This window comes from Streptomyces sp. NPDC002784 (genome assembly GCF_053592135.1).
In genome coordinates this window covers 442918-469374 of the sequence record NZ_JBSFVD010000001.1, presented here as the reverse complement: position 1 = coordinate 469374, position 26457 = coordinate 442918, and the positions used below count along the sequence as shown (strand labels likewise).

Below are 26457 nucleotides of genomic sequence, written 5' to 3'. Positions count from 1 at the left end.
CCCGGAGTGTCCCGGCCGGACCAGCCGGTCACGCTAGGACGGGACGGGGGCGCCGGTGTCCGCCGTGCCGGGGCCCGGGTCCTCGGCGGGCTCGGCGAGCTGCTCACGCAGGTAGCCCCAGGCCACCGCGATCAGCGCGGCGACCGGTACCGCGAGCAGACTGCCCACGATGCCGGCCAGGCTGCCGCCCAAGGTCACCGCCAGCAGGATCACGGCCGCGTGGAGGCCGAGCCCGCGGCTCTGGATCATGGGCTGGAACACGTTGCCCTCGAGCTGCTGCACCACCACGATGATGGCCAGCACGAACAGCGCGTCCGTCAGCCCGTTGGAGACCAGCGCGATGAGCACCGCGACGAAACCGGCGAACAGGGCACCGATGATCGGCACGAACGCCGAGACGAAGGTCAGCACCGCCAGCGGAAGCACCAGGGGCACGCCCAGGATCCACAGGCCCAGGCCGATCAGCACGGCGTCGAGCAGGCCGACAGCCGCCTGGGAACGCACGAACGAGCCCAGGGTGTCCCAACTGCGCGCGGCCACGGTCGGGACGTCGGTGGCGAGCCGGCCGGGCAGCTGACGGGCGAGCCACGGCAGGAACCGCGGGCCGTCCTTGAGGAAGAAGAACATCAGGAAGAGCGCCAGGACGCCGGTGACCAAGCCGTTCAGCACGGTGCTCACACCCGTGACGACCGCGCCGGTGATGCTGCCCAGACCGTCCTGGGCGCGGGAGACCGCGCTGTCGAAGGCCTTGTTGATCTGCGCGTCGTCGATGTTCAGCGGCGGCCCGGCCGCCCACTCGCGCAACTCCTGCACACCCTTGATCACACCGTCGGTCAGTTCCCCGGACTGGGAGGAGACCGGCACCGCGATCAGCGCCACGATGCCCGCGGCGACCAGCAGGAACAGCACCGTCACGACCGACGCGGCGAGCGCGGGCGACCACCCGCGACGGAGCAGGAAACGCATCGGCGGCCAGGTCAGGGTGGTCAGCAGCAGGCCGATCACGAGCGGCCAGACGATCGACCACATCCGGCCCAGGAGCCACAGGCTCACCGCGAGCATGAGGAGTATCAGCAGCAACTCTCCGGAGGTCCGCGCCGATGTGCGCAGCGCGGCCCGGACCTTCGTGGAACTCAATGTGGCAGTCACGCAGGGCACCCTATGGGGACTCATGCCCCATGGGCACCACTGGTAACTTGCTGGACGGCTACTCGGTCGTCGCTTCCGGAGCCGCGACCAGGCCCGTCGGGCAGGACGCCCCCCAGTTCGTCTCGAACGGGGCGCTCAGCTTCACGCCGGTCCCGCCGATGCCGCAGTAGCCTCCCGGGTTCTTGTCGAGGTACTGCTGGTGGTAGCCCTCCGCCGGGTAGAAGGCGCGGCCCTCGGCCGGAAGGATCTCGGTGGTGATCGTGCCGTAGCCGGAGCCGGTGAGGACCTGCTGGTAGGCCGCGCGGGAGGACTCCGCCGCTGCCGCCTGGCCGGGGGTGTGGGTGTAGATCGCCGAGCGGTACTGCGTGCCCACGTCATTGCCCTGCCGGAAGCCCTGGGTCGGGTCGTGGGACTCCCAGAACGTCTTCAGCAGCTCGCCGTACGAGACCACCTTCGGGTCGAAGACCACGCGGACGACCTCCGTGTGGCCGGTCAGGCCCGAACAGACCTCCTCGTAGGTGGGGTGCCCGGTGTATCCGCCCTGGTAGCCGACGAGAGTGGTCCACACGCCCGCGGGGAGCTGCCAGAACTTGCGCTCGGCGCCCCAGAAGCAGCCCAGGGCGAAGTCGGCGACCTCCAGGCCCTCGGGGTAGGGGCCGAGCAGCGGGTTGCCGAGGACGGTGTGGCGGTCGGGGACGGTGAACGCCGGCTCGGGACGGCCGCCCAGCGCCTGCTCGGAGGTCGGCAGCTGAGGCGAACGGCTGTTCAGGAACATGCGGTCTCCAATCCCACGGGGTTCGCTCGGTTCAACAGGTCCGCGACCCCGGGCATTCCTCAGTGCGGCAGCGTCGCCGGGCTGCCGCCGTTGGCCTCGTAGCCGGCGACCGCCAGCGCCCGGTACACCGCGAACTCGGCGGCCGGGTCCGGGGAGAGCGTCCAGGGCAGGGCGCCGACATGGCCGTCGACGTGGACCAGCTGGTTCATGGCCTCCGCCCAGCGCTCGGCGCGCACCAGGAAGAACACCAGCAGATGGCGCACGTGCGCCAGCATCGGGTCGTCGGGGCGCGCCGAGTGCACCGCGTGCAGCGCGCCGTGCATCGCTTTGGTCACCACTTCGCTCTGGTAGAAGCCGCTGACCAGGTTGACCTCGGGCAGATGCTCGAAGACGGCGAACAGCGGCATCGCCGCGAGCAGCGAGCCCCGCGGCGCCCGGGCCGCCGCGGCCTCCGCGAAGCCGTACGCCTGCTCACGCGAGCCGTGCCACTTCTCGCACCAGTAGTGCAGGGCGGCCAGGTGCGCGCCCATGTGGGTCGGCGCGCGGTCCAGGATCTTCAGCCACAGCTGCTCGAACTCCGGCTGCGAGTAGGCCAGCCCCCGGGCCACCGACAGCTCGACGATGTACGGGATCGGGTCGCCGGGAGCCAGCAGTGCCGCATCGCCGCAGGCCGCCCGCGCCTCCTCCATGATGATCCGGAACTCGTCCGTGCCGGGCGCCGCGGTGCGCCACGCCTGCTGCACCAGGAACTCCGCGTGCACGGCCGCGCCGCCCGCGTCCTTGGCCTGCTCGGCCCGCCACACCCGCAGCCACTGCCCGCCGGGCGTGTCACTGACCCCGCCGGGCCGCTGCTGGAGTTCGAGGGAGGCGGCGCCCGCGAAGGCCTGCACCCGCTGCCAGCGCAGCTCGCCCTCCGTCTCGGTGCCCGCGAGCAGCTGCGCGGCCGCCCGGTGGTCCTGCGTGCGCTGCACCAGGTCCAGCACGTCCAGCAGGTCCTGGTCGGGTCCGGGCATCCGGACGTCCAGCTCCTCCTGCCGTACGAACCCGTAGTTCGCCGGGTCCGCGGCGTCCGGGTGGCCGGGCGGGACCTGCTCGATCATGCCCCGCCGGCGCCGCATGAACGGCAGCACCACGAAGCCGATCATGACCAGCGCCACCAGGACCCAGAGAATCTCCATGCCACAAGGGTTCCAGACCGCACTGACAATTGGCCAACCCGGTCCGCGCCCTGTGGAAAACTCCTGCGTCCGCCATCAGCGCCGTGGGAGCACTACGCTCGTGACCCATGAGCGACAGGCACATCAGTCAGCACTTCGAGACGCTCGCCATCCACGCGGGCAACACGGCGGACCCCCTGACCGGCGCGGTCGTCCCGCCGATCTATCAGGTCTCGACCTACAAGCAGGACGGCGTCGGCGGCCTGCGCGGCGGCTACGAGTACAGCCGGAGCGCCAACCCCACCAGGACCGCCCTGGAGGAGAACCTCGCGGCCCTGGAAGGCGGCCGTCGCGGGCTCGCGTTCGCGTCCGGCCTGGCGGCCGAGGACTGTCTGTTGCGCACGCTGCTCAGCCCCGGCGACCACGTGGTCATCCCCGACGACGCCTACGGCGGCACCTTCCGCCTGTTCGCGAAGGTCGTCGCCCGCTGGGGCGTGGAGTGGTCGGTCGCCGACACCAGCGATCCGGCCGCCGTACGGGCCGCCATCACCCCGAAGACCCGGGCCGTGTGGGTGGAGACCCCCTCCAACCCGCTGCTCGGCATCACCGACATCGCCGCGGTCGCCCAGATCGCCCGGGACGCCGGCGCGCGGCTCGTCGTCGACAACACCTTCGCCACGCCCTACCTCCAGCAGCCGCTGTCGCTCGGCGCCGATGTCGTGGTGCACTCCCTGACCAAGTACATGGGCGGCCACTCCGACGTCGTCGGCGGTGCGCTGATCGTCAGCGACGAGACGCTGGGCGAGGAGCTGGCCTTCCACCAGAACGCGATGGGCGCCGTCGCCGGTCCCTTCGACTCCTGGCTGGTGCTGCGCGGCACCAAGACGCTGTCGGTGCGCATGGACCGGCACAGCGAGAACGCCACCAAGGTCGCCGACATGCTCTCCCGGCACGCGCGCGTGACGGACGTGCTCTACCCGGGCCTGCCCGAGCACCCCGGCCACGAGATCGCCGCCAAGCAGATGCGGGCGTTCGGCGGCATGATCTCCTTCCGCGTGGCGGGCGGCGAGGAGGCGGCCGTCGAGGTCTGCAACCGCGCCCGGGTGTTCACCCTCGGTGAGTCCCTCGGCGGTGTCGAGTCGCTGATCGAGCATCCGGGCCGGATGACCCACGCCTCCGCGGCCGGCTCCGCGCTGGAGGTCCCGGCCGACCTGGTCCGCCTGTCCGTCGGCATCGAGAACGTGGAGGACCTTCTGGAGGACCTCCAGCAGGCGCTCGGCTAGTCCCTCACCAGCCCGTGAGCGGTGGAGTCACCTCCGACGGCGGCTCCGCCCAGGGGCGGGTCAGCAGGGCCCACACCAGGAACGCCACCGACGCGGCGAACATCAGCAGCCACATCAGCCGCAGGGCCGCCCTGCGCCGCCGCAGCATCCGCCCGCCGCGCCGCACGGCGTCCGCGCAGAGGCCGGGCGGTACCGCGGGGGGAGTGCGCTCCATGATCCGCCGTGCGGCGGCCTGCCGTTCGTTCCGGTTCATGACGCCGCCGCTCCCGCCGGTACGGCCACGGGCGCGGGCCCGCGCGGCGGGTGCAGCAGGGTCGCCGTCGCCCGGTCGCAGATCGTCCGCACCCGTTCCAGGGGCAGACCGAGCAGCGCCGCCGTCTGTTCCTCGGCGACCCCCTCGTACAGCCGTATGACGAGGATCAGGCGTTCCTGCGGGCCGAGGACGGCCAGTGGGCTGTCCGGGTGCGGGCGGGCCCGGCCGGAACTGCCGTGCTGATGCCACGCCCCGCGCGCGAAGCGGGTGGCCAGATACTGCCGGGCGTGGTCGTAGGGATCCTCCCCGCGCAGCCGGTCCCAGCCGGCGTACGTATGGGCGAGGGCGAGCGTCAGCAGGCGCCGCGCGCGCGGGTTGTCGGCCGGTGCCTCCGCCGTGAGCAGCGTGGCGGTGTGCAGCAGCCGGCCCGCCGCACCCGCGACGAACGCCTCGAACTCCCGGACCCGGCGGACGTCTTGGAACGCATGCCGTTCTCGCACCGCGCCTCCCGCCTGAGGGCGACCCCCTGAGTGAGCGGATCCCGGCCACGTACGGGCGTACGAAGAGGACCCGGTTTCATATGAGGCCAGGGGCGGCCCGGGGTCAAGAGCCGGGCGGCACGTGTGTGCGGACCCGGTAGTCCCTAGGACGCCGAGGCCGGGGCCGGCTCGGCGCCGGGCATGCCGTGTGCCGCCATCCGGGCGGACAGCGCGCTGTTGAAGCGCGTCAGGAGCGTGCAGAACGCCTCGCGCTCCTCCGGCGCCCAGTCGTGTGTCAGCTCGGCCATCAACTGACGCCTTGAGGAGCGCACTTCCTCGAGCCGGGACTGCCCGCGCGGGGAGAGCTGCAGCACCACGGCCCGCCCGTCCTCGGGGTGCGAGGTGCGCTTGACGAGCCCGGTGTCGACGAGCGGGGCCACCTGCCGGGTGACCGTCGACGAGTCGATCCCCATGCTCGCGGCGAGCGCCTTGACCCCCATGGGGCCTTCTTTGTCGAGGCGGTTGAGCAGCAGGTATGCGGCGCGGTCCATGGAGTTGCGCACCTGCCCGACCCCGCCGAGCCGGGTCTGTTCGGCACGGCGGGCGAACACCGCCACCTCGTGCTGCAGCGTGTCGAGGAGACCGGTGTCACCGACGGTCGACATGTCCATCGACATTTCAGGTGTTGTGGGCATGGCCGGGGGCTCACTTCATGAAGGGGTGCTGGGTTGGGGGACAGGTTACGCGGATGGGGCGCGGGCCGTACCGGCGCTGCGCAAACCAGTCTCGGTGGATGGTCACGGCGGGAGCCCGCACGTGTGAACTGCGAGACTTGAGTCATGAGCTACCGCAAGGCCGACCCGCTGCCGCCGGTCACGCTCGACGACGTGCGCGGCGCCCAGAAGATGCTCACGGGCGTGGCTCGGGTGACCGCGATGGAGGGCAGCCGGCACCTGTCCCAGCTCGTGGGCGCGCCGGTGCACTTCAAGTGCGAGAACCTCCAGCGGACGGGTTCGTTCAAGCTGCGCGGCGCCTACGTCCGGATCGCCGGGCTGCTGCCCGAGGAACGGGCCGCGGGGGTGGTCGCGGCGAGCGCCGGCAACCACGCGCAGGGCGTCGCGCTCGCCTCTACCCTGCTCGGGGTGGGCTCCACGGTGTTCATGCCGCACGGCGCCCCGCTGCCGAAGATCAGCGCCACCCGGGACTACGGCGCCGAGGTGCGGCTGCACGGCCAGGTGGTCGACGAGACGCTGGCCGCCGCCCAGGAGTACGCGGCCGAGACCGGCGCGGTGTTCATCCACCCCTTCGACCACGCCGACATCATCGCGGGCCAGGGCACGGTCGGCCTGGAGATCCTGGAGCAGTGCCCGGAGGTGCGCACGATCGTCGTCGGCATCGGCGGCGGCGGGCTCGCGGCCGGGATCGCCGTCGCGGTGAAGGCGATCCGGCCGGACGTGCGGATCGTGGGCGTGCAGGCGGCGGGCGCCGCGGCCTACCCGCCCTCGCTGGCGGCCGGGCGTCCGGTGTCGGTGCACAACCCGGCGACGATGGCCGACGGCATCAAGGTGGGGCGGCCCGGCGACGTGCCGTTCCGGATCATCGGCGATCTGGTGGACGAGGTCCGCACGGTCACCGAGGACGAGCTGTCCACCGCCCTGCTGCTCTGCCTGGAGCGGGCCAAGCTGGTGGTGGAGCCGGCCGGGGCGAGCCCGGTCGCGGCGCTGCTGAGCGACCCCGGCGCCTTCGAGGGCCCGGTGGTCGCGGTGCTGTCGGGCGGCAACGTCGACCCGGTGCTGATGCAGCGGGTGCTGCGGCACGGCATGGCGGCGCAGGGCCGCTACCTGGCGGTACGGCTGCGGCTCACGGACCGGCCGGGCGCCCTCGCCACGCTCCTCGGGGTGTTGTCAGTGGTGGACGCTAACGTCCTCGACGTGAGCCATGTGCGGACCGATCCCCGGCTCGGGCTCACGGAGGCGGAGGTCGAGCTGCACCTGGAGACGAAGGGGCCGGCGCACTGCGCCGAGGTCGGCCAGGCCCTGCGCGAGGCCGGTTACACGGTCATCGCCTGAGGGCTCGGCCGAGGGCATCGGTTGCGGGCATCGCTGAGGGCATCGGTCGAGGCCAGAGGCCCCTTGGTCACTCGTTCGAGTAATTCCGTTGAGAGACGCGATACATCGCGTTATGGTGTGTGTCGTGCCACACCTCAGACCTACCGAACCATCCCCGACGACGTGGAGACTGATATGCCAGGCGCCATCCATGCCGAAGGTCTGGTCAAGACCTTCGGCGACGTAAAGGCACTGGACGGTGTCGACCTCGATGTGCCGGAGGGCACCGTCCTCGGCCTGCTCGGGCCGAACGGCGCGGGCAAGACCACCACCGTCCGCTGTCTGACGACCCTGCTGCGCCCCGACAGCGGCAAGGCCGTCGTCGCCGGTATCGACGTGCTCAAGCACCCCGACGCGGTGCGCCGCTCCATCGGCCTCTCCGGCCAGTTCGCGGCGGTCGACGAATACCTCACCGGCCGCGAGAACCTCCAGATGGTCGGCCAGCTCTACCAGATGCGGGCGAAGGCGGCGAAGGCCCGCGCGGCCGAGCTGCTGGAGCAGTTCGACCTCGCCGACGCCGCGGACCGCCCGACCAAGACCTACTCGGGCGGGATGCGCCGCCGCCTCGACCTCGCGGCCGCCCTGGTGGTCTCCCCGCCCGTGATGTTCATGGACGAGCCGACCACCGGCCTCGACCCGCGCAACCGCCAACTGCTGTGGGACGTCATCAAGCGGCTCGTCTCCGGCGGCACCACCCTGCTGCTGACCACCCAGTACCTGGAGGAGGCCGACCACCTCGCCCATGACATCGCCGTCGTCGACCACGGCCGGGTCATCGCCCAGGGCACCTCGGACCAGCTCAAGGCCCGCACCGGCGGCGAGCGCGTCGAGGTCGTGGTGCACGAGCGCGAGCACATGCAGTCCGCCTCCGAGGTGCTCAGCGGCTTCGGCAAGGGCGAGACCACCGTCGAGGAGCACATGCGCAAGCTCACCGTTCCGGTGACCGGTGGCGCGAAGCTCCTCGCCGAGGTCATCCGCGAGCTGGACACCCGAGGGATCGAGATCGACGACATCGGGCTGCGCCGCCCGACCCTCGACGACGTCTTCATGTCCCTGACCGGTCACGCGGCCGAGATGCGGGACAAGGAATCCGACAAGGAGGCAGCCAAGTGAGCGCCGTCACCGACGCCGTGCCGGTCACGGCCCCCGCCCACCCGCTCGTCCAGTCCGTCCGGGACTCCCTGGTCGTGGCCAAGCGGAACCTGATCCGCATGTCCCGGATCCCGGAGATGGTCATCTTCGGGCTGATCCAGCCGATCATGTTCGTGGTGCTGTTCAGCTATGTCTTCGGCGGCTCCATGAACATCGGCGGCACCACGGAGTCCTCCGTCTACCGCGAGTTCCTGATGGCCGGCATCTTCGCGCAGACCGTCACCTTCGCCACCGCCGGCGCCGGGGCGGGCATCGCCGACGACATGCACAAGGGCCTCATCGACCGCTTCCGGTCCCTGCCGATGGCGCGGGGCGCGGTGCTCACCGGCCGCACCCTGGCCGACCTGGTGCAGACGGCGCTCACGCTGTTCGTGCTGGCCATGGTCGCGCTGCTGGTGGGCTGGCGTACGCACACCAGCTTTGGCGAGGTGCTCGGCGCCTTCGGCCTGCTGCTTCTGCTCGGCTACGCGTTCACCTGGGTCGGAGCGCTGATCGGCCTGTCGGTGCGGACTCCGGAGGCCGCCACCTCGGGCGGACTGATCTGGCTGTTCCCGGTCACGTTCATCTCGAACGCGTTCGTGGACTCCAGCCGGATGACCCCCTGGCTCCAGCACGTCGCCGACTGGAACCCCTTCAGCGCCACGGTCCAGGCGTGCCGCGAGCTCTTCGGCAACCCCGGCGTCTCGCCCTCCGACGCCTGGCCCATGCAGCATCCGGTGTGGGCGTCGCTGATCTACTCGGTCCTGATCATCGCGCTGTTCCGGACGCTGGCGGTCCGCAAGTACCGCTCCGCGGCGGCATGACAACGCCCCCGGCGTCACAAGGACGCCGGGGGCGGGTCAAGGGCGTACGGCCGGGGGCCGGGGTCAGCCGCTGTAGGGCTCGGCCTTCAGGATCCGCACCGAGGCCTTCTTGCCGTTCGGCAGCTCGTACTCCGCGTCCTCGCCGACCTTGTGGCCGATCACGCCGGAGCCCAGCGGGGACTGCGGGGAGTAGGTCTCGATGTCGGAACTCGCGTACTCGCGCGAGGCGAGCAGGAAGGACAGGGTGTCGTCCTCGTCACCGTCGAAGGCGATCGTCACGACCATGCCGGGCGCGACCTCGCCCTCCGCCGAGGTCGGCGCCTCGCCGACCTGGGCGTTCTCGAGAAGCTGGGTCAGCTGGCGCACACGGAGCTCCTGCTTGCCCTGCTCCTCCTTGGCCGCGTGGTACCCGCCGTTCTCGCGCAGGTCGCCCTCCTCGCGCGCGGCCGCGATCTTGGCGGCGATCTCCGTGCGCGCAGGACCAGTAAGGTACGCAAGCTCGTCCTTGAGCTTGTTGTACGCCTCCTGGGTCAGCCAGGTGACGGACTCGCTGGTCTGGGTCACAGGTGCTCCTCGTCGGTACTGGGAATACAAAGCATCGCCCTACCCAGAAGAATGTTCCTTCACGGAAGGGCGAAACCACGAGCCTAACAATTCCAGGGCGTCAGGGGGAGGACATAAGCCACCAGAATTACGTCAACGCAGGTCAGCGCCTACGTATTGCGGGCGAACCCGCTCCGGGCCCGGGCGGGCCGGGTCAGTCCGCGTGACAGCCGAGCAGCTCGGCCGTCGTGCCCAGCGACGTCGTACGCAACGTGACGACCTCGTCGATCCGTGTGGCGTCCCCGTCGAAGCGGAAGTCCGCCCGGCCGACCTCGGCGCCGTTCTCCGCCTGCGAGCGGATCGTGCAGTAGCCGGAGGCGCCGGCGTCCTTGCGGACCTCCAGATGCACCTTGACCGAGGTCTTCGTGAAGTCGTACTCGATGACCTCGGCGCTGATCTTGTTCTGGCCGACGTAGTGATAGCCGAAGTAGCCCACGACCACCACGAGCAGGGTTCCGAGGACGGCGGCGGCGAGCTTGAGCCGGTGGTCGGCGCGCTCGTCCGAGGAGCGTCCGTACCGGCCCTCGGGCGGGCGTGTGCTCGCCGTGGTCATGATCGTCCTCTCGCGGGGCGGGCGGTGGAGCAGGCCCCGGAATTATTCGGCCCCCGATTCGGTCACTATAGAAGCCGCCGTTTGCGCCCGTTCATCCGGGTGCGCCGACCGACGAGGATTGAGTCTTGACTGACCAGCTGCGACTGATGGCCGTCCACGCCCACCCCGACGACGAGTCGAGCAAGGGCGCGGCCACCATGGCGAAGTACGTGTCCGAGGGGGTGGACGTGCTGGTCGTGACCTGCACGGGCGGGGAGCGCGGCTCCATCCTGAATCCCAAGCTCCAGGGCGACCGGTACATCGAGGAGAACATCCACGAGGTACGCAAGAAGGAGATGGACGAGGCCCGCGAGATCCTCGGCGTGAAGCAGGAGTGGCTCGGTTTCGTCGACTCCGGCCTGCCCGAGGGCGACCCGCTGCCGCCGCTGCCCGAGGGCTGTTTCGCCCTGGAGGACGTCGACGAGGCGGCCGGTGAGCTGGTCCGCAAGATCCGCTCCTTCCGCCCGCAGGTGATCACCACCTACGACGAGAACGGCGGCTACCCGCACCCCGACCACATCATGACCCACAAGATCTCGATGGTGGCGTTCGAGGGCGCGGCGGACACCGAGAAGTACCCGGAGGACGAGTTCGGACCGGCGTACCAGCCGGTCAAGCTCTACTACAACCAGGGCTTCAACCGCCCCCGCACCGAGGCGCTGCACCAGGCGCTGCTGGACCGGGGCATGGAGTCGCCGTACGGGGACTGGCTCAAGCGCTGGGACGAGTTCCAGCGCACCGAGCGCACGCTGACCACGCACATCCCCTGCGCCGAGTTCTACGAGATCCGCGACAAGGCCCTGATCGCGCACCGCACCCAGATCGACCCCGACGGGGGCTGGTTCCGGGTGCCCATGGAGCTCCAGAAGGAGGTCTGGCCGACGGAGGAGTACGAGCTGGCGAAGTCCCTCGTCGATACCTCCCTCCCCGAGGACGACCTCTTCGCCGGCGTCCGCGACAATGCCTGACATGAGCGCAAGCGCAAGCCTGGCAATGACCCAGCTGGCCACCCTCGCCAAGGAGGTCGACGAGGACAAGGTCACCCCCGGTGTCCTCGGCTTCATCGTCTTCGCGGTGATGGCACTGGCCGTGTGGGGCCTGATGAAGTCGATGAACAAGCACATGGGCAAGGTGGCCTTCACGGAGGCCCCGGACCCGAAGGCGGACGCCCCCGAGGACGCCGGGAAGGGCTGAGTTCACCGCGCGTGGCCGGCCGGTGACAGCAGCGGGTGCGCCGACTCCGGCCGTACGTGACCGGAGTGGGCGCCCGGCCGGCCGCGGCGGCGGACGAACACGTCCGAGGCGTCGACGCTGACGAACCGGTAACCGGTAACCGGTGGTCGAGGACGTCGGACCGGCGCGGGCGCGGTCCCGATGCCCGCGCGGCCGACGCCCGCCCGTTTCTCGGCCCGAAGGCGTCGCGCGGCGCGGCCATCTGGACAGCAGCAGCGAGTCCGCGGTGAACGGCCGGTCCGTCGGCAGGGGCGTGCTCCAGCCGAGGGTGAGCGGCTCCTCGCCCGCGCACTGGACCGCCCGTAGATCAGGGCGCGGCGAGCGCCGACCTGCCGATCGCGGCCGGTCCGTGCAGGACGAGCGGCTCCGGATGTTCTCCGGACATCGCGAGCAGCAGCTCGGAGGCTTCCCGGTCCCGCCCGGCGAACCAGCCCCCGAAGTGCGGCGGCCCCGTCGGCTCACGCAGTCCACACCCCACCGGACCTCCCCAGGGCCACACCCTCGCCTGCGCCCCCCCCACGTTCCAAGCCGCGGACCCCGCCCGCCGGATCACCGCCCCGCCGTCACCACCGCCACCCCCATGACCTCCCGGGCATGCCGGCTCGGCACCATGCCCAGCCGCCAGGCCTGCCAGCCCGCGTCCAGGTTCACGCCCCGCTCCAGCAGCAGCTGATACGCGCCGACGTACTCCTCCAGCTTCTCGTCCCGCACCGGATGACCGCTCCGGGCCAGTTGCGCCAGCTCCTCCTGGGCCACCGCCGTGCCGACCTCCACCCCACCCGGCGCCGCATACGGCAGCAGGGTGCAGCGCAGGAAGCGGGCCCAGTCCTCGCCCCGGCGGTCGCCGTAGGAGGTGAACAGGCCCACCGCCTCGTCGCACAGCGACAGTGCCTGCTGGGTACGGGAGTTACCGGCGTCCACCACCGCCAGCTCCAGACAGGTCCACGCCTCGCCGTGCGCGACGCCGATGCGCTGGAAGTCGGCCCGGGCGTCCACCAGCAGCTGGCGCGCGAAGCCGGAGTTGCGCAGGGAACCGGTCTGCGCCGCCCGCAGATCGCGCGTCGCCCGCGCCGAGTGGTGGCGGGCGCACGCCAGGCCGTACACGTCCCGCATCCGGGAGAACATCGTGCGGGAGCGCTCCAGTTCGCGGACCGCCTGGTCCAGGCCGCCGGTCTCCTCCAGCGCCTGGCCCAGGTAGTAGACCGTCCACGCCTCGCCGCGCGCGTCCTCGTTGTCGCGGTGCCGGGACGCCGCCTGGCGCAGGCCGTCCACCGCCGCCGAATGATCGCCGGCCACCAGCCGGGCCCGGGCCAGCTGGGTCAGCGCCCACGCCTCGCCCCGTGCGTCGCGGGTACGGCCGTACAGGTCGAGCGCGGTGCGCAGTTCCCGCTCCGCCCGCGGGACGTCGCCCATCCGCAGGCCCAGCTGGCCCAGCTGGAAGTGCGCCCACGCCTCGCCGTGCACCGACTCTCCCGCCCGGTGCAGTTCCAGCGAGCGGTTCAGCAGGTCCAGCGCCTCCGACAGATGGGCCCGGTCCCGCTGCACCGCCGCCAGCGCGTGCATCGTCCAGGCCCGGTCCGTGGCCAGCTGGGGCGGATCCTGCAGATCCAGCGCCTCGCGCAGCTTCTCCGCCGCCTCCGTCAGCCGGCCCTGGTGGTGCAGCGTGATGCCCAGCGAGCACAGGGCCCGGGCCGCGCCCGCGTCGTGGTGGGCCTCCATGTACAGGTCCACCACCGACGCCAGCGTCGTCCTCGCCCGGTCCAGTTCACCGAGCTGGCGTGCGGCGATGCCCGTACGCCACTGCACCGAGCGCAGCAGCAGGCCCTGGTCCACCGCCTGGGCCAGGTCGCTGATCTCGCCCAGGCGGTACAGGTCGCCGCGCAGCAGGCAGTAGTCGCACAGGGCCCCGAGCAGTTCCAGGACCGCCGCCTGGTTGACGCCGTCCGCGTGCCGCAGCGCCGAGGTGATGAAGCTGGACTCGTCGTCCAGCCAGCGCAGGGCCTCGTCCAGGGAGGTGAAACCGTGCGGGCTGAACCGGTCGGAACGGGTGGACACGTTGCCGTCGACCAGGCGCAGCACCGAGTCGGCGAGGTCGGCGTAGTTGACGATCAGCCGCTCCTGCGCGGCGGCGCGCTCCGCCGGTTCCTCCTCGTCCAGGAGGCGGGCGTGGGCGAAGGCGCGGACCAGGTCGTGCAGCCGGTAGCGGTTGCCTCGGACGTGATCGAGCAGGCCCGCCCCGGACAGGGCGGTCAGCTGGCGGGCGGCCTCCGGCTCGTCCGTCGCCAGCAGCGCGGCGGCCGCCGCCGTGCCCAGCGAGGACCGTCCGGCCAGGGCCAGCCGGCGCAGCAGACGGCGGGCCGGTTCCGACTGGTCGGTGTAGCGCAGCCACAGCACTCTCTCGACCGGCTCCACCGGCCCGTACGCGGCCAGGTCGGTGGCGAGCCGGCGGGGGGTCCGCGGGCCCAGCGAGGAGCCCGCGATGCGCAGCGCCAGCGGCAGACCACCGCACAACTCACGGATCCGGTCGGCGGATTCGGCGTCGTAGGGGCCCGTGGCGTCCTGCGCCACCGCCGTCAGCAGCTCCTCCGCGCCCGCCGCCGCCAGCGGCTCCACCCGCAGGTGATGCACCCACGCCGGCAGGTCCGCGGGCAGGTCGAGGGCTTCGCGGGCCGTCACCAGGACCAGGCTGTCGGAGCGCTCGGGCAGCAGGGTGCGCACCTGCTCCGGGTCCGAGGCGTCGTCCAGGACCACCGTGACCGGCAGCCCGGTCAGATGCTGGTGGTACAGCTCGCTCAGCCGCTTGACCTGCTGGTCGGGGGAGGAGCGCTCGCGGAACAGCAGCTGCTCGCGCGGCGCGCCCAGCCGGTTCAGCAGATGCAGCAGGGCGTCCCGGGTGGACAGCGGCGGCTCCTCCGCCGTGCCGCCGCGCAGATCGACCACGCACGCCCCGCGGAACTGGTCCCGCAGATCGTGTGCCGCCCGCACCGCCAGGGTCGTACGGCCGCTGCCGGGCGCCCCGTGCAGCACGACCACCGTCGGACGGGTCTCCGTGTTCGCCCGGGCCGCCTGCACCCACTGCCGGATCCGCCCCAGCTCCTGGCGCCGCCCCGCGAACGGCTCCTCCGGCTCGGGGAGTTGACCGAAGGACTGCTCCAGCACCTTCCGCCCCCGGGCCGCCGCGCTCTTGTCGGTGCCGCGCAACCGCGGGCCCTGCTGCTTGGGCCCCGTCGACGCGCTCAGCATCCGCTGCTGATCGAGGAAGGGCCGGATCCCGCGTACCTCCAGCGCGGTCAGCCACTGCAGCCGCAGCTGCTCGGCCCCGCCGGGCTGCCCGGCCGCCCCCGCCCGGTGGTGCGCGGCCGGCAGATGCACCCCGGCCACCTTCACCACCGTCGTCGCGGCGCCCACCACCCCCACGGTCACGCCCGCGCCCACCGCGGTCCCCGCACCGGTGCCGAGCGCCAGGTCGGCGAGGACGGCGGCGATCCCCGCCACGCCCGCCACCAGCAGCGGAGTGCCGCCGCCCTCGCGGGCGTAGCGCTGGCCGAAGGTGAGCCGGCCGGCCTCCGCCTCGTCCAGCGCGCGGACGTACGCCTCGTACTCCTCGGCCGCCGACTGGGCCATGGCGTCCAGCGCGCCCCGCGCCCGGGACAGCAGCACCGCGCCGTCGGTGCGCCCGCCCGAGCGCCGCACCTCCTCCTCCACGGCCCGAGCCAACAGCCGCTCGGCCTCCGTCCGATGGCTGTCCCGCATGTCAGGTCCCCCTCCGGCGGCAACACTTCCTTGGTCAAGTGTGCTGCGGACGGGACGCCCTGGGGAGGGGGCGGCAAGATCGGGCTTGTGGGGTGTGCTGCCCGGCGGTCCCCGGGGTACTGCGGCAGGATGGATCCCATGCCGAACCGACTGGCCCATGAGACGTCCCCCTACCTGCTCCAGCACGCCGACAACCCGGTCGACTGGTGGCCCTGGTCGGACCAGGCGTTCGAGGAGGCGCGCCGGAGCGGCAAACCGGTGCTGCTCAGCGTCGGATACTCCAGCTGCCACTGGTGCCATGTCATGGCGCACGAGTCCTTCGAGGACGAGACGACGGCCGCGTACCTGAACGAGCACTTCGTCAACGTCAAGGTCGACCGCGAGGAACGCCCCGACGTGGACGCCGTCTACATGGAGGCCGTGCAGGCCGCCACCGGGCAGGGCGGCTGGCCCATGACCGTCTTCCTCACGCCCGACGCCGAGCCCTTCTACTTCGGCACCTACTTCCCGCCCGCCCCCCGCCACGGCATGCCCTCCTTCCGGCAGGTCCTGGAGGGCGTCCAGCAGGCCTGGACCGGCAGGCGGGACGAGGTCACCGAGGTCGCCGGGAAGATCGTCCGCGACCTGGCCGGACGGGAGATCTCCTACGGCGACTCCCTGGCGCCCGGCGAGGAGGAGCTCGCGGGGGCGCTGCTCGGGCTCACCCGGGAGTACGACCCGGTGCGCGGCGGGTTCGGGGGAGCGCCGAAGTTCCCGCCGTCCATGGTCGTGGAGTTCCTGCTGCGCCACCACGCCCGCACCGGCTCCGAGGGCGCCCTGCAGATGGCCGCCGACACCTGCGAGCGGATGGCCCGGGGCGGCATCTACGACCAGCTCGGCGGCGGCTTCTCCCGGTACTCCGTGGACCGGGAGTGGACCGTGCCCCACTTCGAGAAGATGCTGTACGACAACGCCCTGCTGTGCCGGGTCTACGCTCACCTGTGGCGGTCCACCGGATCCGAGCTCGCCCGGCGGGTGGCGCTGGAGACCGCCGACTTCATGGTCGGCGAACTGCGCACCGCCGAGGGCGGGTTCGCCTCCGCGCTCGACGCCGACAGCGACGACGGCACCGGCAAGCACGTCGAGGGCGCCTACTATGTCTGGACCCCGCAGCAGCTGCGCGAGGTGCTGGGCGAGGACGCGGAACTCGCCGCCCAGTACTTCGGCGTCACCGAGGAGGGCACCTTCGAGGAGGGCTCCTCCGTGCTGCAACTCCCGCAGCAGGAGGGCGTGTTCGACGCCGAGAAGGTCGCCGGGGTCCGCGCGCGCCTGCTCGCCGCGCGCGCCGGGCGGCCCGCCCCCGGACGGGACGACAAGGTCGTCGCCGCCTGGAACGGGCTCGCCATCGCCGCACTGGCCGAGACCGGCGCCTACTTCGACCGCCCCGATCTCGTCGAGGCCGCGGTGTGCGCCGCCGATCTCCTCGTACGCCTGCATCTGGACGAGCACGCGCGGCTCGCCCGTACCAGCAAGGACGGGCAGGCCGGGGCGAACGCGGGGGTGCTGGAGGACTACGCCGACGTCGCCGAGGGGTTCCTCGCGCTCGCGTCCGTCACCGGGGAGGGGGTCTGGCTGGAGTTCGCCGGGTTCCTGCTCGACCATGTCCTCACCCGGTTCGTCGACGAGGAGTCGGGTGCCCTGTACGACACGGCCGTGGACGCCGAGCGGCTGATCCGCCGCCCGCAGGACCCGACCGACAACGCCGCCCCCTCCGGCTGGACCGCCGCCGCGAACGCCCTGCTCAGCTACGCCGCCCAGACCGGTTCCGAGCCGCATCGCAGCGCCGCGGAACGGGCGCTGGGCGTGGTGAAGGCGCTCGGGCCGCGGGTGCCGCGGTTCATCGGCTGGGGGCTCGCCGCCGCCGAGGCCCGGCTGGACGGGCCGCGCGAGATCGCGGTCGTGGGCCCCTCGCTCGACGACCCGGCGACCCGGACCCTGCACCGCACGGCCCTGCTGGGCACCGCGCCCGGTGCGGTGGTCGCCGTGGGCGCTCCGGAGAGCGACGAGCTGCCGCTGCTGGCGGGGCGGCCGCTGGTCGGCGGTGAACCGGCGGCGTACGTCTGCCGCAATTTCACCTGTGACGCCCCGACGACCGACCCGGAGCGGCTGCGCGAGGCGCTGAGCGGCTGAGAACAGCGGTCGGGGGCGGTCCCGCGCTGTCCAAATGGGGCGTGTGTTCGGTTAGATCCCGCTCTTCGCCGCCCCGTTCCGAAACACGCTATTTATCGGAACAGCTCCCGCGCTTCACAGTTCCCCCCTAATCTCTGCACAGTGACGCGACGGCCGTGACTGGCCGTCGCGACAGGGGGTTTGGGGATCTGGGGGGATCTGTTGCTCACGTCTGTCTTCATCGCTGTCGTCTCACTGGCCCTGTTCTGGATGGCGGCGTTCACCCTGTGGTGGCAGATGCACGCCTGGCGTACGCCTGAGGTGCTCGCCTCCACCCGGTTCAGCAGACCGGACGGCGGCGAGCATCTGTCGTTCTCGCTGCTGCTGCCGGCCCGCCACGAACAGGCCGTGCTCGACCACACCATCCAGCGGCTGCTGGAGTCGAGCCACACCGACTTCGAGATCATCGTCATCGTCGGCCACGACGACCCGGAGACCACACAGGTCGCCGAGCGGGCCGCCGCACGCGACCCGCGGGTCCGGGTGGTCGTCGACACCCACGAGAAGAAGAACAAGCCGAAGGCCATGAACACGGCGCTGCCGCACTGCCGCGGCGATGTCGTCGGGGTCTTCGACGCCGAGGACCAGGTCCATCCGGAGCTGCTCGCCCACGTCGACCACGCCTTCCGCTCCACCGGCGCCGATGTCGTCCAGGGCGGGGTGCAGCTGATCAACTTCCACTCCAGCTGGTACAGCCTGCGCAACTGCCTGGAGTACTTCTTCTGGTTCCGCTCCCGGCTGCACCTGCACGCGCAGAAGGGGTTCATCCCGCTCGGCGGCAACACCGTCTTCGTCCGCACGGACGTGCTCAGGGCGGCCGACGGCTGGGACCCCGACTGCCTCGCCGAGGACTGCGACCTCGGGGTGCGGCTGTCCAGCGTCGGCAAGAAGGTCGTCGTCGCCTACGACTCCGACATGGTGACCAAGGAGGAGACGCCCGGCAGCCTGATGTCGCTGCTCAAGCAGCGCACCCGCTGGAACCAGGGCTTCCTCCAGGTCTACCGGAAGAAGGACTGGAAGCAACTGCCCACCTTCGGGCAGCGGCTGCTGGCCCGCTACACCCTCACCACGCCGTTCCTCCAGGCCTTCACCGGCGTGATCATCCCGCTCAACGTGGCCATCGCCCTCTTCCTCGACGTGCCGGTGTCCATCGCGTTCATCACCTTCCTGCCGGCCGTCACCGCGCTCGTCACCTTCGTCTTCGAGGTGGTCGGACTGCACGACTTCGGCAAGCAGTACGGGCTGCGCGTCCGGTTCGTGCACTACCTGAAGCTCATCGTCGGCGGTCCCTTCTACCAGGTGCTGCTCGCCGGAGCCGCGATCCGTGCCGTCTGGCGCGAGCAACGCGGCCGTAACGACTGGGAGTTGACGACCCATGTCGGCGCACATCTCCACCCGGCCGAAGTGATCCGAGAGGACGTTCCTGCGTGACCTCCACCCTTCCCGCGGTGACCACCGAGGTCCCCGCGCAGCGGCAGCCTGCGCCGGAGTTCCGTTCGACCGGTCGAACGACCCCGCCGAAGAAGCTGCGTACCTCTCGACCCGACATCGTCCTGTGTGCCGTGCTGCTCGCGGCGATCCTCGTCGTGCAGGGCTGGAACATCGCCGACTACCCCACGCTCAGCGACGACGAGGGCACCTACCTCGCCCAGGCCTGGGCGGTCCAGGAGGGCAAGGGGCTCGCCCACTACACCTACTGGTACGACCACCCGCCGTTCGGCTGGATCCAGATCGCCGCGCTGACCTGGATACCCTCGCTGATCAGCCCCGACTCGATGACCGTCGGCTCGATGCGCGCGGTCATGCTGGTCGTCAGCGGGATCAGCGCGGTCCTGGTGTACGTGCTCGGGCGGCGGCTGTCGCTGCCGCGCTGGGCCGCCGGGCTCGGCATGGTCCTGTTCGGTCTCTCGCCGCTCTCGGTGATCCTCCAGCGCGAGATCTTCCTGGACAACCTCGCCGTGATGTGGACGCTGCTGGCGTTCACCCTCGCCGCCTCGCCGAGCCGGCACCTGTGGCACCACTTCGGCGCGGGCATCGCCGCCGCCACCGCGGTGCTGACCAAGGAGACGATGCTGTTCGTCCTCCCGGCGATCCTCGTCACCATGTGGCGGCACAGCCACCGCGACACCCGCAAGTTCGCGGTGACCGGCGCGATCACCGCCTGCGTCCTGATCGGTCTGTCGTACCCCCTGTTCGCCCTGCTCAAGGGCGAGTTGTTCCCCGGCGCCGGGCACGTGTCGCTGTGGGACGGCGTCAAGTACCAGATGACCAGGCCCGGTTCCGGCTTCATCCTCGACCAGGGCTCCGGTTCGTACGGGGTCCTGCAGTCGTGGCTCTACTACGACCGCGTCCTGCCCCTCGGCGGTCTCGCGGGCGCCCTGCTGCTGCTCGCCACCTGGCGCTGGTCGGTCACCGCCCGCGCGCTCGCCGGGCCGTGTGCCGCCGTGGCGATCCTCGCCCTGGTCGCGATGCGCCCGAGCGGCTATCTGCCCGCGATGTACATCATCCAGGCGCTGCCGTTCCTCGCCCTCGTCCTCGCCGGCGGCACCGCGTCGGTCGCCCATGCCGTCCTGCGCAAGGGACGGCTGCACCCGGCGGGCCGGTACACCCTGGCGGCCGTCCTCGCGATCGGCGCCGGCGCCTATGTCGTCCCGCGCTGGTACGACGGCGGCCGCACCGCCGTCACCGCCGACGCCAACGCCCCCTACCGGGCCGCCTCCCAGTGGCTCAGCGCCGAGGTGGAGAACCCGAAGGACACCCGCGTCCTGGTCGACGACGCGCTCTGGCTGGACCTGGTGCACGCCGGGTACCGGCCCGGCGACGGCGTCATCTGGTTCTACAAGGCCGACCTCGACCCCGCCGTCACCAAGACCATGCCCCGCGGCTGGCGCGACCTCGACTACGTCGTCGCCTCCCCGACCGTACGGCGCGACGCGGCCGACCTGCCGAACGTGAAGGCGGCCATGGAGCACTCCAGGCCCGTCGCCGTCTTCGGCAAGGGCGAGGACCGCATCGAGATCCGGCAGATCCAGACCGCGGGAGGCGGCGTCCGATGAGCCAGGAATACACCACCCCGATCCCGGATCTGGAGGCGGCCGAGGTCCCCGAGCCCGGCGCCGTCACCATCGTCGTACCGACCTTCAACGAGTCCGCGAACATCCGCCGGCTGCTGCGCCTGATCACCGAGTCGGTGCCCGCCCGGCTGCCCTGCGAGGTCGTCTTCGTGGACGACTCCACCGACGACACCCCCGAGGTGATCACGGAGGCGGCGCAGGACTGCCCCTTCCCGGTGGCAGTGATCCGCCGGGACGACCCCGTCGGCGGGCTCGGCGGCGCCGTCGTGGAAGGGCTGAAGGCGGCCACCTCGGACTGGATCGTCGTGATGGACGGCGACTGCCAGCATCCGCCCTCGCTGGTCCCGGAGCTGGTGGCCACCGGCGAGCGGACCGGCGCCGCACTCGTCGTCGCCTCGCGGTACATCAAGGGCGGCAGCAGGGCCGGGCTCGCCGGGAGTTACCGGGTCGCCGTCTCCCGCGGCGCCACCTGGCTCACCAAGTCGCTGTTCCCGCGCCGGCTGCACGGCATCAGCGACCCGATGAGCGGGTTCTTCGCGATCCGCCGCCAGGCCGTGACCGCCGAGGTCCTCAAGCCGCTCGGCTACAAGATCCTCCTCGCACTCGCCGTGCGCAGCCGCCCGCGCCAGGTCGCCGAGGTGCCGTTCGTCTTCCAGGACCGGTTCGCGGGCGAGTCCAAGTCGAGCGCCCAGGAGGGGCTGCGCTTCCTGCGTCACCTGGCCGGACTGCGCACCGCGTCCCCGGCCGCCCGCATGGTCGGCTTCGGCCTGATCGGCGCCTCCGGGTTCGTGCCCAACCTGCTCGCCCTGTGGATCCTCACCGGCTTCGGCATGCACTACCTGCCGGCCGAGATCGTCGCCAACCAGTTCGGCGTGGCCTGGAACTTCCTGCTCATCGAACACCTGCTGTTCCGTGACCGACGGCGGCACCGGCGCTGGTGGGACCGCGCCGGCCGGTTCGCGCTGCTCGCCAACGCCGATCTGGTGCTCCGCATCCCGCTGATCGCGCTGTTCGTAGCCGAGTTCGGGATGGGCGCCCTGTCGGCGACCGCGCTCGCCCTGGTCACCACCTTCGTCCTGCGCTTCGCCGCCACCGAGGCGCTGGTCTACCTGCCCCGCGGGAACGCCGGCGGGGAGCCGCACGGGAGCCGCACAGCAAGGAGCACCGCATGAGACACCGACGGAGAACCGCCCTGTTCGCGGTGGGCACCCTCACCGCCGGGCTGCTGCTGACCACACCCCACCCCGCCTCCGCCGCCAACCTGATCAAGAACCCGGGCTTCGAGACCGCCGGCACCGGCGACATGCCGTTCTGCTGGTCCAAGTCCGGCTGGGGCGACAACGACTTCTCCTACGAGACCGTCGCCGACGCCCACTCCGGCGCCAAGGCCATGAAGGTCACACTGACCCGCCGGACCGAGGGCGACCGCAAGGCGCTGATCACCGAGTCCGCGAACTGCGCGCCCGCGGTGACGCCGGGCAAGCAGTACGACCTCGGCCTCTGGTACAAGACGACCACCCCGGACGCCAACCTCACCCTCTTCCGGCACGACACCACGGCCGGCTGGCAGTACTGGACCGACCTCAAGACGCTGGACATGGCCGGGAGCTGGACCGAGGCCACCGTCCGCACCCCCGAGGTCCCGCCCGGCACCGACCGGATCAGCTGGGGCGTCTCGGTCTACGGCACCGGCTCGGCGACCACCGACGACTACACGATGGACCAGGTCCCCGACGTCACCCCGCCGCCGGAGTGCACCGGCACCGCCCAGGAGTGCGCGAACGGCCGCTGGGACGTGCTGCCCGTGCAGAACCCGGTGCGCTCGATGCACTCCGTCGTGCTGCACAACGGCAAGGTGCTGCTGATCGCGGGCTCCGGCAACAGCGAGGAGATGTTCGAGGCGGGGACCTTCACCTCCGCGGTGTACGACCCGGCCAACGGCACCTACAAGATCATCCCCACCCCGAAGGACATGTTCTGCGCCGGCCACGTCCAGCTCCAGGACGGGCGGGTGCTGGTGATGAGCGGCAACAAGGGCTATCCGTCGGCGGACGGCACGATCGGCTACCAGGGGTACAAGGACTCGTACATCTTCGACCCCGTGACCGAGACGTACACCAGGACCAACGACATGAACGACGGCCACTGGTACCCGTCGGCGACCATCCTCGGCAACGGTGACGTGATCTCCTTCGGCGGGCTGAAGGAGGACTCGACCGGGTCGGTGACGGCGGAGGTGTTCTCGCAGGCCGAGCAGAAGTGGCTCGAACTGTGGAAGGTCAACCAGACCTGGTCGTACTGGGGTCTGTACCCGTCGATGATCCTGATGCAGGACGGCCGCCTCTTCTACTCCGGCAGCCATGTCTTCGGCAACAACATCCCGGGCACCGGCTCCGCGGTCTACGACTACGGCGCGAACACGGTCACCCAGGTGCCGGGGCTGCAGAAGAAGGACGAGCGGGACCAGTCGGCGAGCGTGCTGCTGCCTCCGGCGCAGGACCAGAAGGTCCTCACCCTCGGCGGCGGCAACATCGAGTCCAACCCCGACGCCAACCGGCTGACCGACATCATCGACCTCCAGCAGCCGAACCCGGCCTACGTGGCCGGGCCGCCGATCCCGCAGGGCACGGTCGACCTCGGCAACGGGCGTGTGGCGCAGACCGGCGACCAGGGCAAGATGTACGTCTCCGCCGTACTGCTGCCCGACGGCAAGGTGCTGGAGACGGGCGGCGCCCTGCACAACCGCGCCGACCCCGTGTACGAGACGTCGATCTTCGATCCGGCGACGGAGACGTTCGACCCGGTCGCCGCGGACCCCGAGGCGCGGGGCTACCACTCCTCGGCGTTCCTGCTCCCGGACGGCCGGGTGATGACCACCGGTGACAACCCGGGCAACGGCTCCTGGAACCACAACGTGTCCATCTACACCCCGCCCTATCTCCTCAAGGGCGAGCGCCCGGCGATCACTTCGGTGATCGACACCGAGTGGAACTACGGCGACACCCAGCGGATCACCGTGGACCGGCCCATCGCCAAGGCGGAGCTGATCCGCCCGGCGGCGGTGACGCACTCGTCGGACCCGAACCAGCGGTTCGTGGACCTGCCGCTCTCGGTGGACGGCAACACCGTCGACCTGAACGTGACGAGCAACCCCAACCTGGCCCCGCCCGGCTGGTACATGCTCTTCGCGGTCGACGCCAACGGTGTTCCGTCGGTCGCCAAGTGGGTCCATCTGCAAGGACCCGCGGCCCTGAAGGCGACGGACGCCTCGGCGCACGTGCACTCCTTCGCCGGCGACCTGTCCGGCAAGGTCACCGGCCCCGGCAAGAGGAGGTCCGCGCAGCAGGTCAGCCCGACCGTCGCCGGCTGCGACCGCCACTACGGCTCGGCGAACGTCTGCGTCCCGACCGAGTTCCCGCCGAACGTGAAGGCGACGACCAGGGCCCGCTGCGACTGGCTGAAGCAGAACGACTACGGCCGCCTGAAGGTGAACGGCAAGGACGACCCGCTGAGGCTGGACCGGAACGGGGACGGCGTCGCCTGCGGAAAGCGTGACGTCCGTACCCGCTAGGCGAATTCGGTGAGGGCGCGTTCCACGATGGCCACCAGCTGCTCGTGGTGCGCGCCCTTCCAGTACGCCCGGCCGCACTCCTGGCACTGGGCGAACACGTCGTAGGACCGCTGGGTGCCGCCGTGGAGCTGGTCGGCGACCTCCTCCTTCGTGGCCGTCCTGAGCAGGCCGTTGCAGGCGGTGCAGCGGGTCCACGGGTGCAGGTCGGGGCGGAACCGCTCCAGGACGTCCCGGAGCTGGTCCTCGGGGTGGGTGCTGTAGACATAGGCGCCCGCCCACAGCTCGCGGCGGCGCAGCAGGCCCCGGTCGCGGCTGAGCATGACCCGCTGCTCCGCCGCCGAACGCGCCGCGAGGGCCGGATCCCCGATGTCCGTCGACTCGTACGCCGTGTCCACGCCGAGCAGCCGCAGCCGCCGGGCGAGGGTGCCCAGATGGACGTCGAGCAGGAAGCGCAGCGGAGCGCCCGGCACCCGCTGGGGGCGCTCGACCGCGTTCACCCGGACCGAGTCGCCCGCCGCGGCGACGTAGGACACCGGCACCTCCCGGCCGTCCACCTCCAGCGTCCCGACCTCGGTGAGCGGCACGCCGAGGGACTCCACGACATGGCCGAGGGAGGAGACTCCGTCGGTGACGAGGGCGGTGGCGCCGGACCGGCGGCCGTGCGGGACGAACAGGGCCAGCTCGGGGACGACTTCGAAGCGGATCTCCGGTGCGGTCACCCGGTCAGGATGCCATGGCGCGGGGGAGCCGGCTCAGGGCTTTTCCGGGGGCAGACCGTGTTCGAGGACGTCCAGGGCGCGGTGCACCAGGGCCGGGAGGTCGTCGGCGAAGTCGTGCTCGGCCCAGTACAGGGTGATCTCCGTCAGGCCGCCGATCAGGGACATCGTGTGGACGCGGAGCTCCGGACCGCCCGGGTCCTGGCCGGTGCGCTCGGCGATGGCCTCGGTGAGCATCCTGCCGGTGGCCGACATGGTCTCCAGCAGCCGGGAGCGCACCGCCGGTACCCGGGCCATCAGCCGCGCCCGCAGCCTGAGGACCTCGGGGTCCTCCTCCAGGGCGAGAGCGACGGCCTTCGTCATCACCTGCCGCAGGGTCCGCGGCCACGGCTCGTCGGCCGGCCGCTCGCGGATCTCCGCCAGCAGGACCGGGGCGAACTCGTCGGTGAGGACGATGTCCTCCTTGGCCGGGAAGTAGCGGAAGACGGTGGACGGCGACACCTCGGCGCGCTCGGCGATCTGCTCGACGGTGGTGGCGTCGTAGCCCTGCTCCCGGACGAGCGCGAACATCGCGGTGCGGATCGCCCTCCGGGTCCTGATCTTCTTCCGCTCCCTGAGTCCCAGCTGGGAGAGGTCGGCGGAGGTGGTGCGTGCGGCCGTCATACGGGCCATTGTCGGGCACCGGGGTCACGGGTCCCCGCCGGCAGGGGCTAGGCGTGCTGGTAGGCCACCAGGGAGATGCCGACGTAGTGCACGACGAAGGCCGCCAGGGTGAAGGAGTGGAAGACCTCGTGGAAGCCGAACCAGCGCGGTGAGGGGTTGGGCCGCTTGATGCCGTAGATGACGCCGCCCACGCTGTACAGCACGCCGCCGACGATCACCAGGACCAGGACCGCGATGCCGCCCGAGCGCATGAAGTCGGGCAGGAAGAAGACGGCGGCCCAGCCCATCGCGATGTAGCAGGGCGTGTAGAGCCAGCGCGGGGCGCCCACCCAGAAGACCCGGAAGGCGATGCCCGCGAGCGCGGCGGCCCAGATCCCCCACAGCAGCCACCGCCCCGTGCTGTCCGGCAGGAGCAGCATGGTCAGCGGGGTGTAGGTGCCGGCGATGATCAGGAAGATGTTGGAGTGATCGAGCCGGCGCAGGATGCCGTCCATGCGCGGGCTCCAGTCGCCCCGGTGGTACAGCGCGCTGACGCCGAACAGCAGACACGCCGTGAAGGCGTAGATCCCGCAGGCCAGGCGGCCTCTGGGGGAGTCGGCGAGGGCGGTCAGCACCAGGCCGGCGATGACCACGGCCGGGAACATGCCGAGATGCAGCCAGCCCCGGAGCTTGGGCTTGACCGGATGGGGCAGGGAGAGCGCGACTGGACCGCTGCCGTCGGCGGCCGGGGGGTCCATGGGCGCGTCGGGGACGGACGCATTCATAGGGTGAATCGTACCTACGGGGCCGTAGGTGGCGGATCAGGGTGTGGCCGCCCGCTGACGCGGACGTGGCCAGCCTCACGCTCGCTCACCTGTGACGCCCTCTGGACATATGGGCACTCGC

At 71.4% G+C, this 26457-nt stretch carries 24 protein-coding genes; 11 read left to right on the top strand and 13 right to left on the bottom strand.

Annotation, left to right across the window (positions count from 1 at the left end; genetic code table 11):
- Positions 1-33: 33 nt before the first annotated feature.
- Genes ACWD1Z_RS02125 through ACWD1Z_RS02115 form a run of 3 tightly spaced genes read right to left on the bottom strand, consistent with a single transcriptional unit; the run spans position 34 to position 3102 of the window.
- Positions 34-1149 carry an AI-2E family transporter gene (locus ACWD1Z_RS02125; RefSeq protein ID WP_451114768.1) on the bottom strand — a complete coding sequence of 372 codons (1116 nt, stop codon included), beginning with the start codon at positions 1147-1149 and terminating at the stop codon, positions 34-36.
- Between the two features lie 58 nt (positions 1150-1207).
- Complete coding sequence (gene msrA / locus ACWD1Z_RS02120; RefSeq protein ID WP_451114766.1) at positions 1208-1924, bottom strand: peptide-methionine (S)-S-oxide reductase MsrA; 717 nt, start codon at positions 1922-1924, stop codon at positions 1208-1210.
- A gap of 59 nt (positions 1925-1983) precedes the next feature.
- Positions 1984-3102: a hypothetical protein gene (locus ACWD1Z_RS02115; protein ID WP_389415224.1), complete on the bottom strand. Its 1119-nt coding sequence runs from the start codon at positions 3100-3102 to the stop codon at positions 1984-1986.
- Between the two features lie 107 nt (positions 3103-3209).
- Between ACWD1Z_RS02115 and ACWD1Z_RS02110 the strand changes: the two genes are divergently transcribed.
- A complete protein-coding gene (locus tag ACWD1Z_RS02110; protein ID WP_451114764.1) occupies positions 3210-4364 on the top strand; it encodes a cystathionine gamma-synthase in 1155 nt (384 codons plus the stop codon).
- A 4-nt stretch (positions 4365-4368) separates the two neighbouring features.
- Here the strand turns inward: ACWD1Z_RS02110 and ACWD1Z_RS02105 are convergent, their stop codons facing one another.
- The 3 genes from ACWD1Z_RS02105 to ACWD1Z_RS02095 form a co-directional block, all read right to left on the bottom strand.
- A complete protein-coding gene (locus ACWD1Z_RS02105; RefSeq protein WP_451114762.1) occupies positions 4369-4617 on the bottom strand; it encodes a hypothetical protein in 249 nt (82 codons plus the stop codon).
- Positions 4614-5117 carry a sigma factor-like helix-turn-helix DNA-binding protein gene (locus ACWD1Z_RS02100; protein ID WP_451114760.1) on the bottom strand — a complete coding sequence of 168 codons (504 nt, stop codon included), beginning with the start codon at positions 5115-5117 and terminating at the stop codon, positions 4614-4616. Before ACWD1Z_RS02100 ends, ACWD1Z_RS02105 begins: the two co-directional genes overlap by 4 nt.
- Positions 5118-5260: 143 nt before the next feature.
- Entirely contained in the window at positions 5261-5773 is a 513-nt protein-coding gene (locus tag ACWD1Z_RS02095; protein ID WP_250078845.1) for a MarR family winged helix-turn-helix transcriptional regulator, read from the bottom strand.
- A gap of 162 nt (positions 5774-5935) precedes the next feature.
- Here ACWD1Z_RS02095 and ilvA point away from each other — a divergent pair, with 162 nt between their 5' ends.
- The 3 genes from ilvA (at position 5936) to ACWD1Z_RS02080 (ending at position 9159) form a co-directional block, all read left to right on the top strand.
- Positions 5936-7165: a threonine ammonia-lyase gene (ilvA, locus tag ACWD1Z_RS02090; protein WP_451114758.1), complete on the top strand. Its 1230-nt coding sequence runs from the start codon at positions 5936-5938 to the stop codon at positions 7163-7165.
- A 174-nt stretch (positions 7166-7339) separates the two neighbouring features.
- Positions 7340-8317, top strand: coding sequence for an ATP-binding cassette domain-containing protein (locus ACWD1Z_RS02085; RefSeq protein WP_451114757.1), 978 nt, complete (start codon positions 7340-7342; stop codon positions 8315-8317).
- A complete protein-coding gene (locus tag ACWD1Z_RS02080; protein WP_389415218.1) occupies positions 8314-9159 on the top strand; it encodes an ABC transporter permease in 846 nt (281 codons plus the stop codon). Before ACWD1Z_RS02085 ends, ACWD1Z_RS02080 begins: the two co-directional genes overlap by 4 nt.
- A 63-nt stretch (positions 9160-9222) precedes the next feature.
- On the opposite strand, the gene greA is transcribed toward ACWD1Z_RS02080, so the two are convergent.
- Positions 9223-9723, bottom strand: a complete 501-nt coding sequence (gene greA / locus ACWD1Z_RS02075; RefSeq protein ID WP_250078836.1) for a transcription elongation factor GreA — start codon at positions 9721-9723, stop codon at positions 9223-9225.
- A gap of 193 nt (positions 9724-9916) precedes the next feature.
- Positions 9917-10315 carry a DUF4307 domain-containing protein gene (locus tag ACWD1Z_RS02070; protein ID WP_451114755.1) on the bottom strand — a complete coding sequence of 133 codons (399 nt, stop codon included), beginning with the start codon at positions 10313-10315 and terminating at the stop codon, positions 9917-9919.
- 125 nt (positions 10316-10440) lie between these two features.
- Here ACWD1Z_RS02070 and mca point away from each other — a divergent pair, with 125 nt between their 5' ends.
- Together mca and ACWD1Z_RS02060 are read left to right on the top strand one after the other, a co-directional pair.
- Positions 10441-11322: a mycothiol conjugate amidase Mca gene (gene mca / locus ACWD1Z_RS02065; RefSeq protein ID WP_451114753.1), complete on the top strand. Its 882-nt coding sequence runs from the start codon at positions 10441-10443 to the stop codon at positions 11320-11322.
- Complete coding sequence (locus ACWD1Z_RS02060; RefSeq protein ID WP_451114751.1) at positions 11315-11548, top strand: hypothetical protein; 234 nt, start codon at positions 11315-11317, stop codon at positions 11546-11548. The genes mca and ACWD1Z_RS02060 overlap by 8 nt, the downstream gene beginning before the upstream one ends.
- A gap of 346 nt (positions 11549-11894) precedes the next feature.
- Here the strand turns inward: ACWD1Z_RS02060 and ACWD1Z_RS02055 are convergent, their stop codons facing one another.
- Positions 11895-12065, bottom strand: coding sequence for a hypothetical protein (locus ACWD1Z_RS02055; RefSeq protein WP_451114749.1), 171 nt, complete (start codon positions 12063-12065; stop codon positions 11895-11897).
- Positions 12066-12136: 71 nt separating this feature from the next.
- On the bottom strand, positions 12137-15340 hold the full coding sequence (locus ACWD1Z_RS02050; protein WP_451114748.1) for a tetratricopeptide repeat protein: 3204 nt from the start codon (positions 15338-15340) through the stop codon (positions 12137-12139).
- Positions 15341-15478: 138 nt separating this feature from the next.
- On the opposite strand from ACWD1Z_RS02050, the gene ACWD1Z_RS02045 reads away from it, so the two are divergent.
- The 5 genes from ACWD1Z_RS02045 (at position 15479) to ACWD1Z_RS02025 (ending at position 24193) form a co-directional block, all read left to right on the top strand.
- The gene (locus ACWD1Z_RS02045) at positions 15479-17509 is read left to right on the top strand and encodes a thioredoxin domain-containing protein (protein ID WP_451114747.1); all 2031 of its coding nucleotides are present in this window, start codon (positions 15479-15481) and stop codon (positions 17507-17509) included.
- A gap of 201 nt (positions 17510-17710) precedes the next feature.
- Entirely contained in the window at positions 17711-18979 is a 1269-nt protein-coding gene (locus ACWD1Z_RS02040) for a glycosyltransferase (RefSeq protein WP_451114746.1), read from the top strand.
- Entirely contained in the window at positions 18976-20604 is a 1629-nt protein-coding gene (locus ACWD1Z_RS02035; RefSeq protein WP_451114745.1) for an ArnT family glycosyltransferase, read from the top strand. The genes ACWD1Z_RS02040 and ACWD1Z_RS02035 overlap by 4 nt, the downstream gene beginning before the upstream one ends.
- Entirely contained in the window at positions 20601-21794 is a 1194-nt protein-coding gene (locus ACWD1Z_RS02030; RefSeq protein ID WP_451114744.1) for a glycosyltransferase, read from the top strand. Before ACWD1Z_RS02035 ends, ACWD1Z_RS02030 begins: the two co-directional genes overlap by 4 nt.
- The gene (locus tag ACWD1Z_RS02025; protein WP_451114742.1) at positions 21791-24193 is read left to right on the top strand and encodes a galactose oxidase-like domain-containing protein; all 2403 of its coding nucleotides are present in this window, start codon (positions 21791-21793) and stop codon (positions 24191-24193) included. The genes ACWD1Z_RS02030 and ACWD1Z_RS02025 overlap by 4 nt, the downstream gene beginning before the upstream one ends.
- On the opposite strand, the gene ACWD1Z_RS02020 is transcribed toward ACWD1Z_RS02025, so the two are convergent.
- Genes ACWD1Z_RS02020 through trhA form a run of 3 tightly spaced genes read right to left on the bottom strand, consistent with a single transcriptional unit; the run spans position 24190 to position 26336 of the window.
- Positions 24190-24912 carry a Mut7-C RNAse domain-containing protein gene (locus ACWD1Z_RS02020; protein WP_451114740.1) on the bottom strand — a complete coding sequence of 241 codons (723 nt, stop codon included), beginning with the start codon at positions 24910-24912 and terminating at the stop codon, positions 24190-24192. The genes ACWD1Z_RS02025 and ACWD1Z_RS02020 overlap by 4 nt on opposite strands.
- A 33-nt stretch (positions 24913-24945) precedes the next feature.
- Complete coding sequence (locus ACWD1Z_RS02015; protein ID WP_451114738.1) at positions 24946-25572, bottom strand: TetR/AcrR family transcriptional regulator; 627 nt, start codon at positions 25570-25572, stop codon at positions 24946-24948.
- Positions 25573-25619: 47 nt separating this feature from the next.
- On the bottom strand, positions 25620-26336 hold the full coding sequence (gene trhA, locus ACWD1Z_RS02010) for a PAQR family membrane homeostasis protein TrhA (protein WP_451114737.1): 717 nt from the start codon (positions 26334-26336) through the stop codon (positions 25620-25622).
- Between the last annotated feature and the right edge of the window lie 121 nt (positions 26337-26457).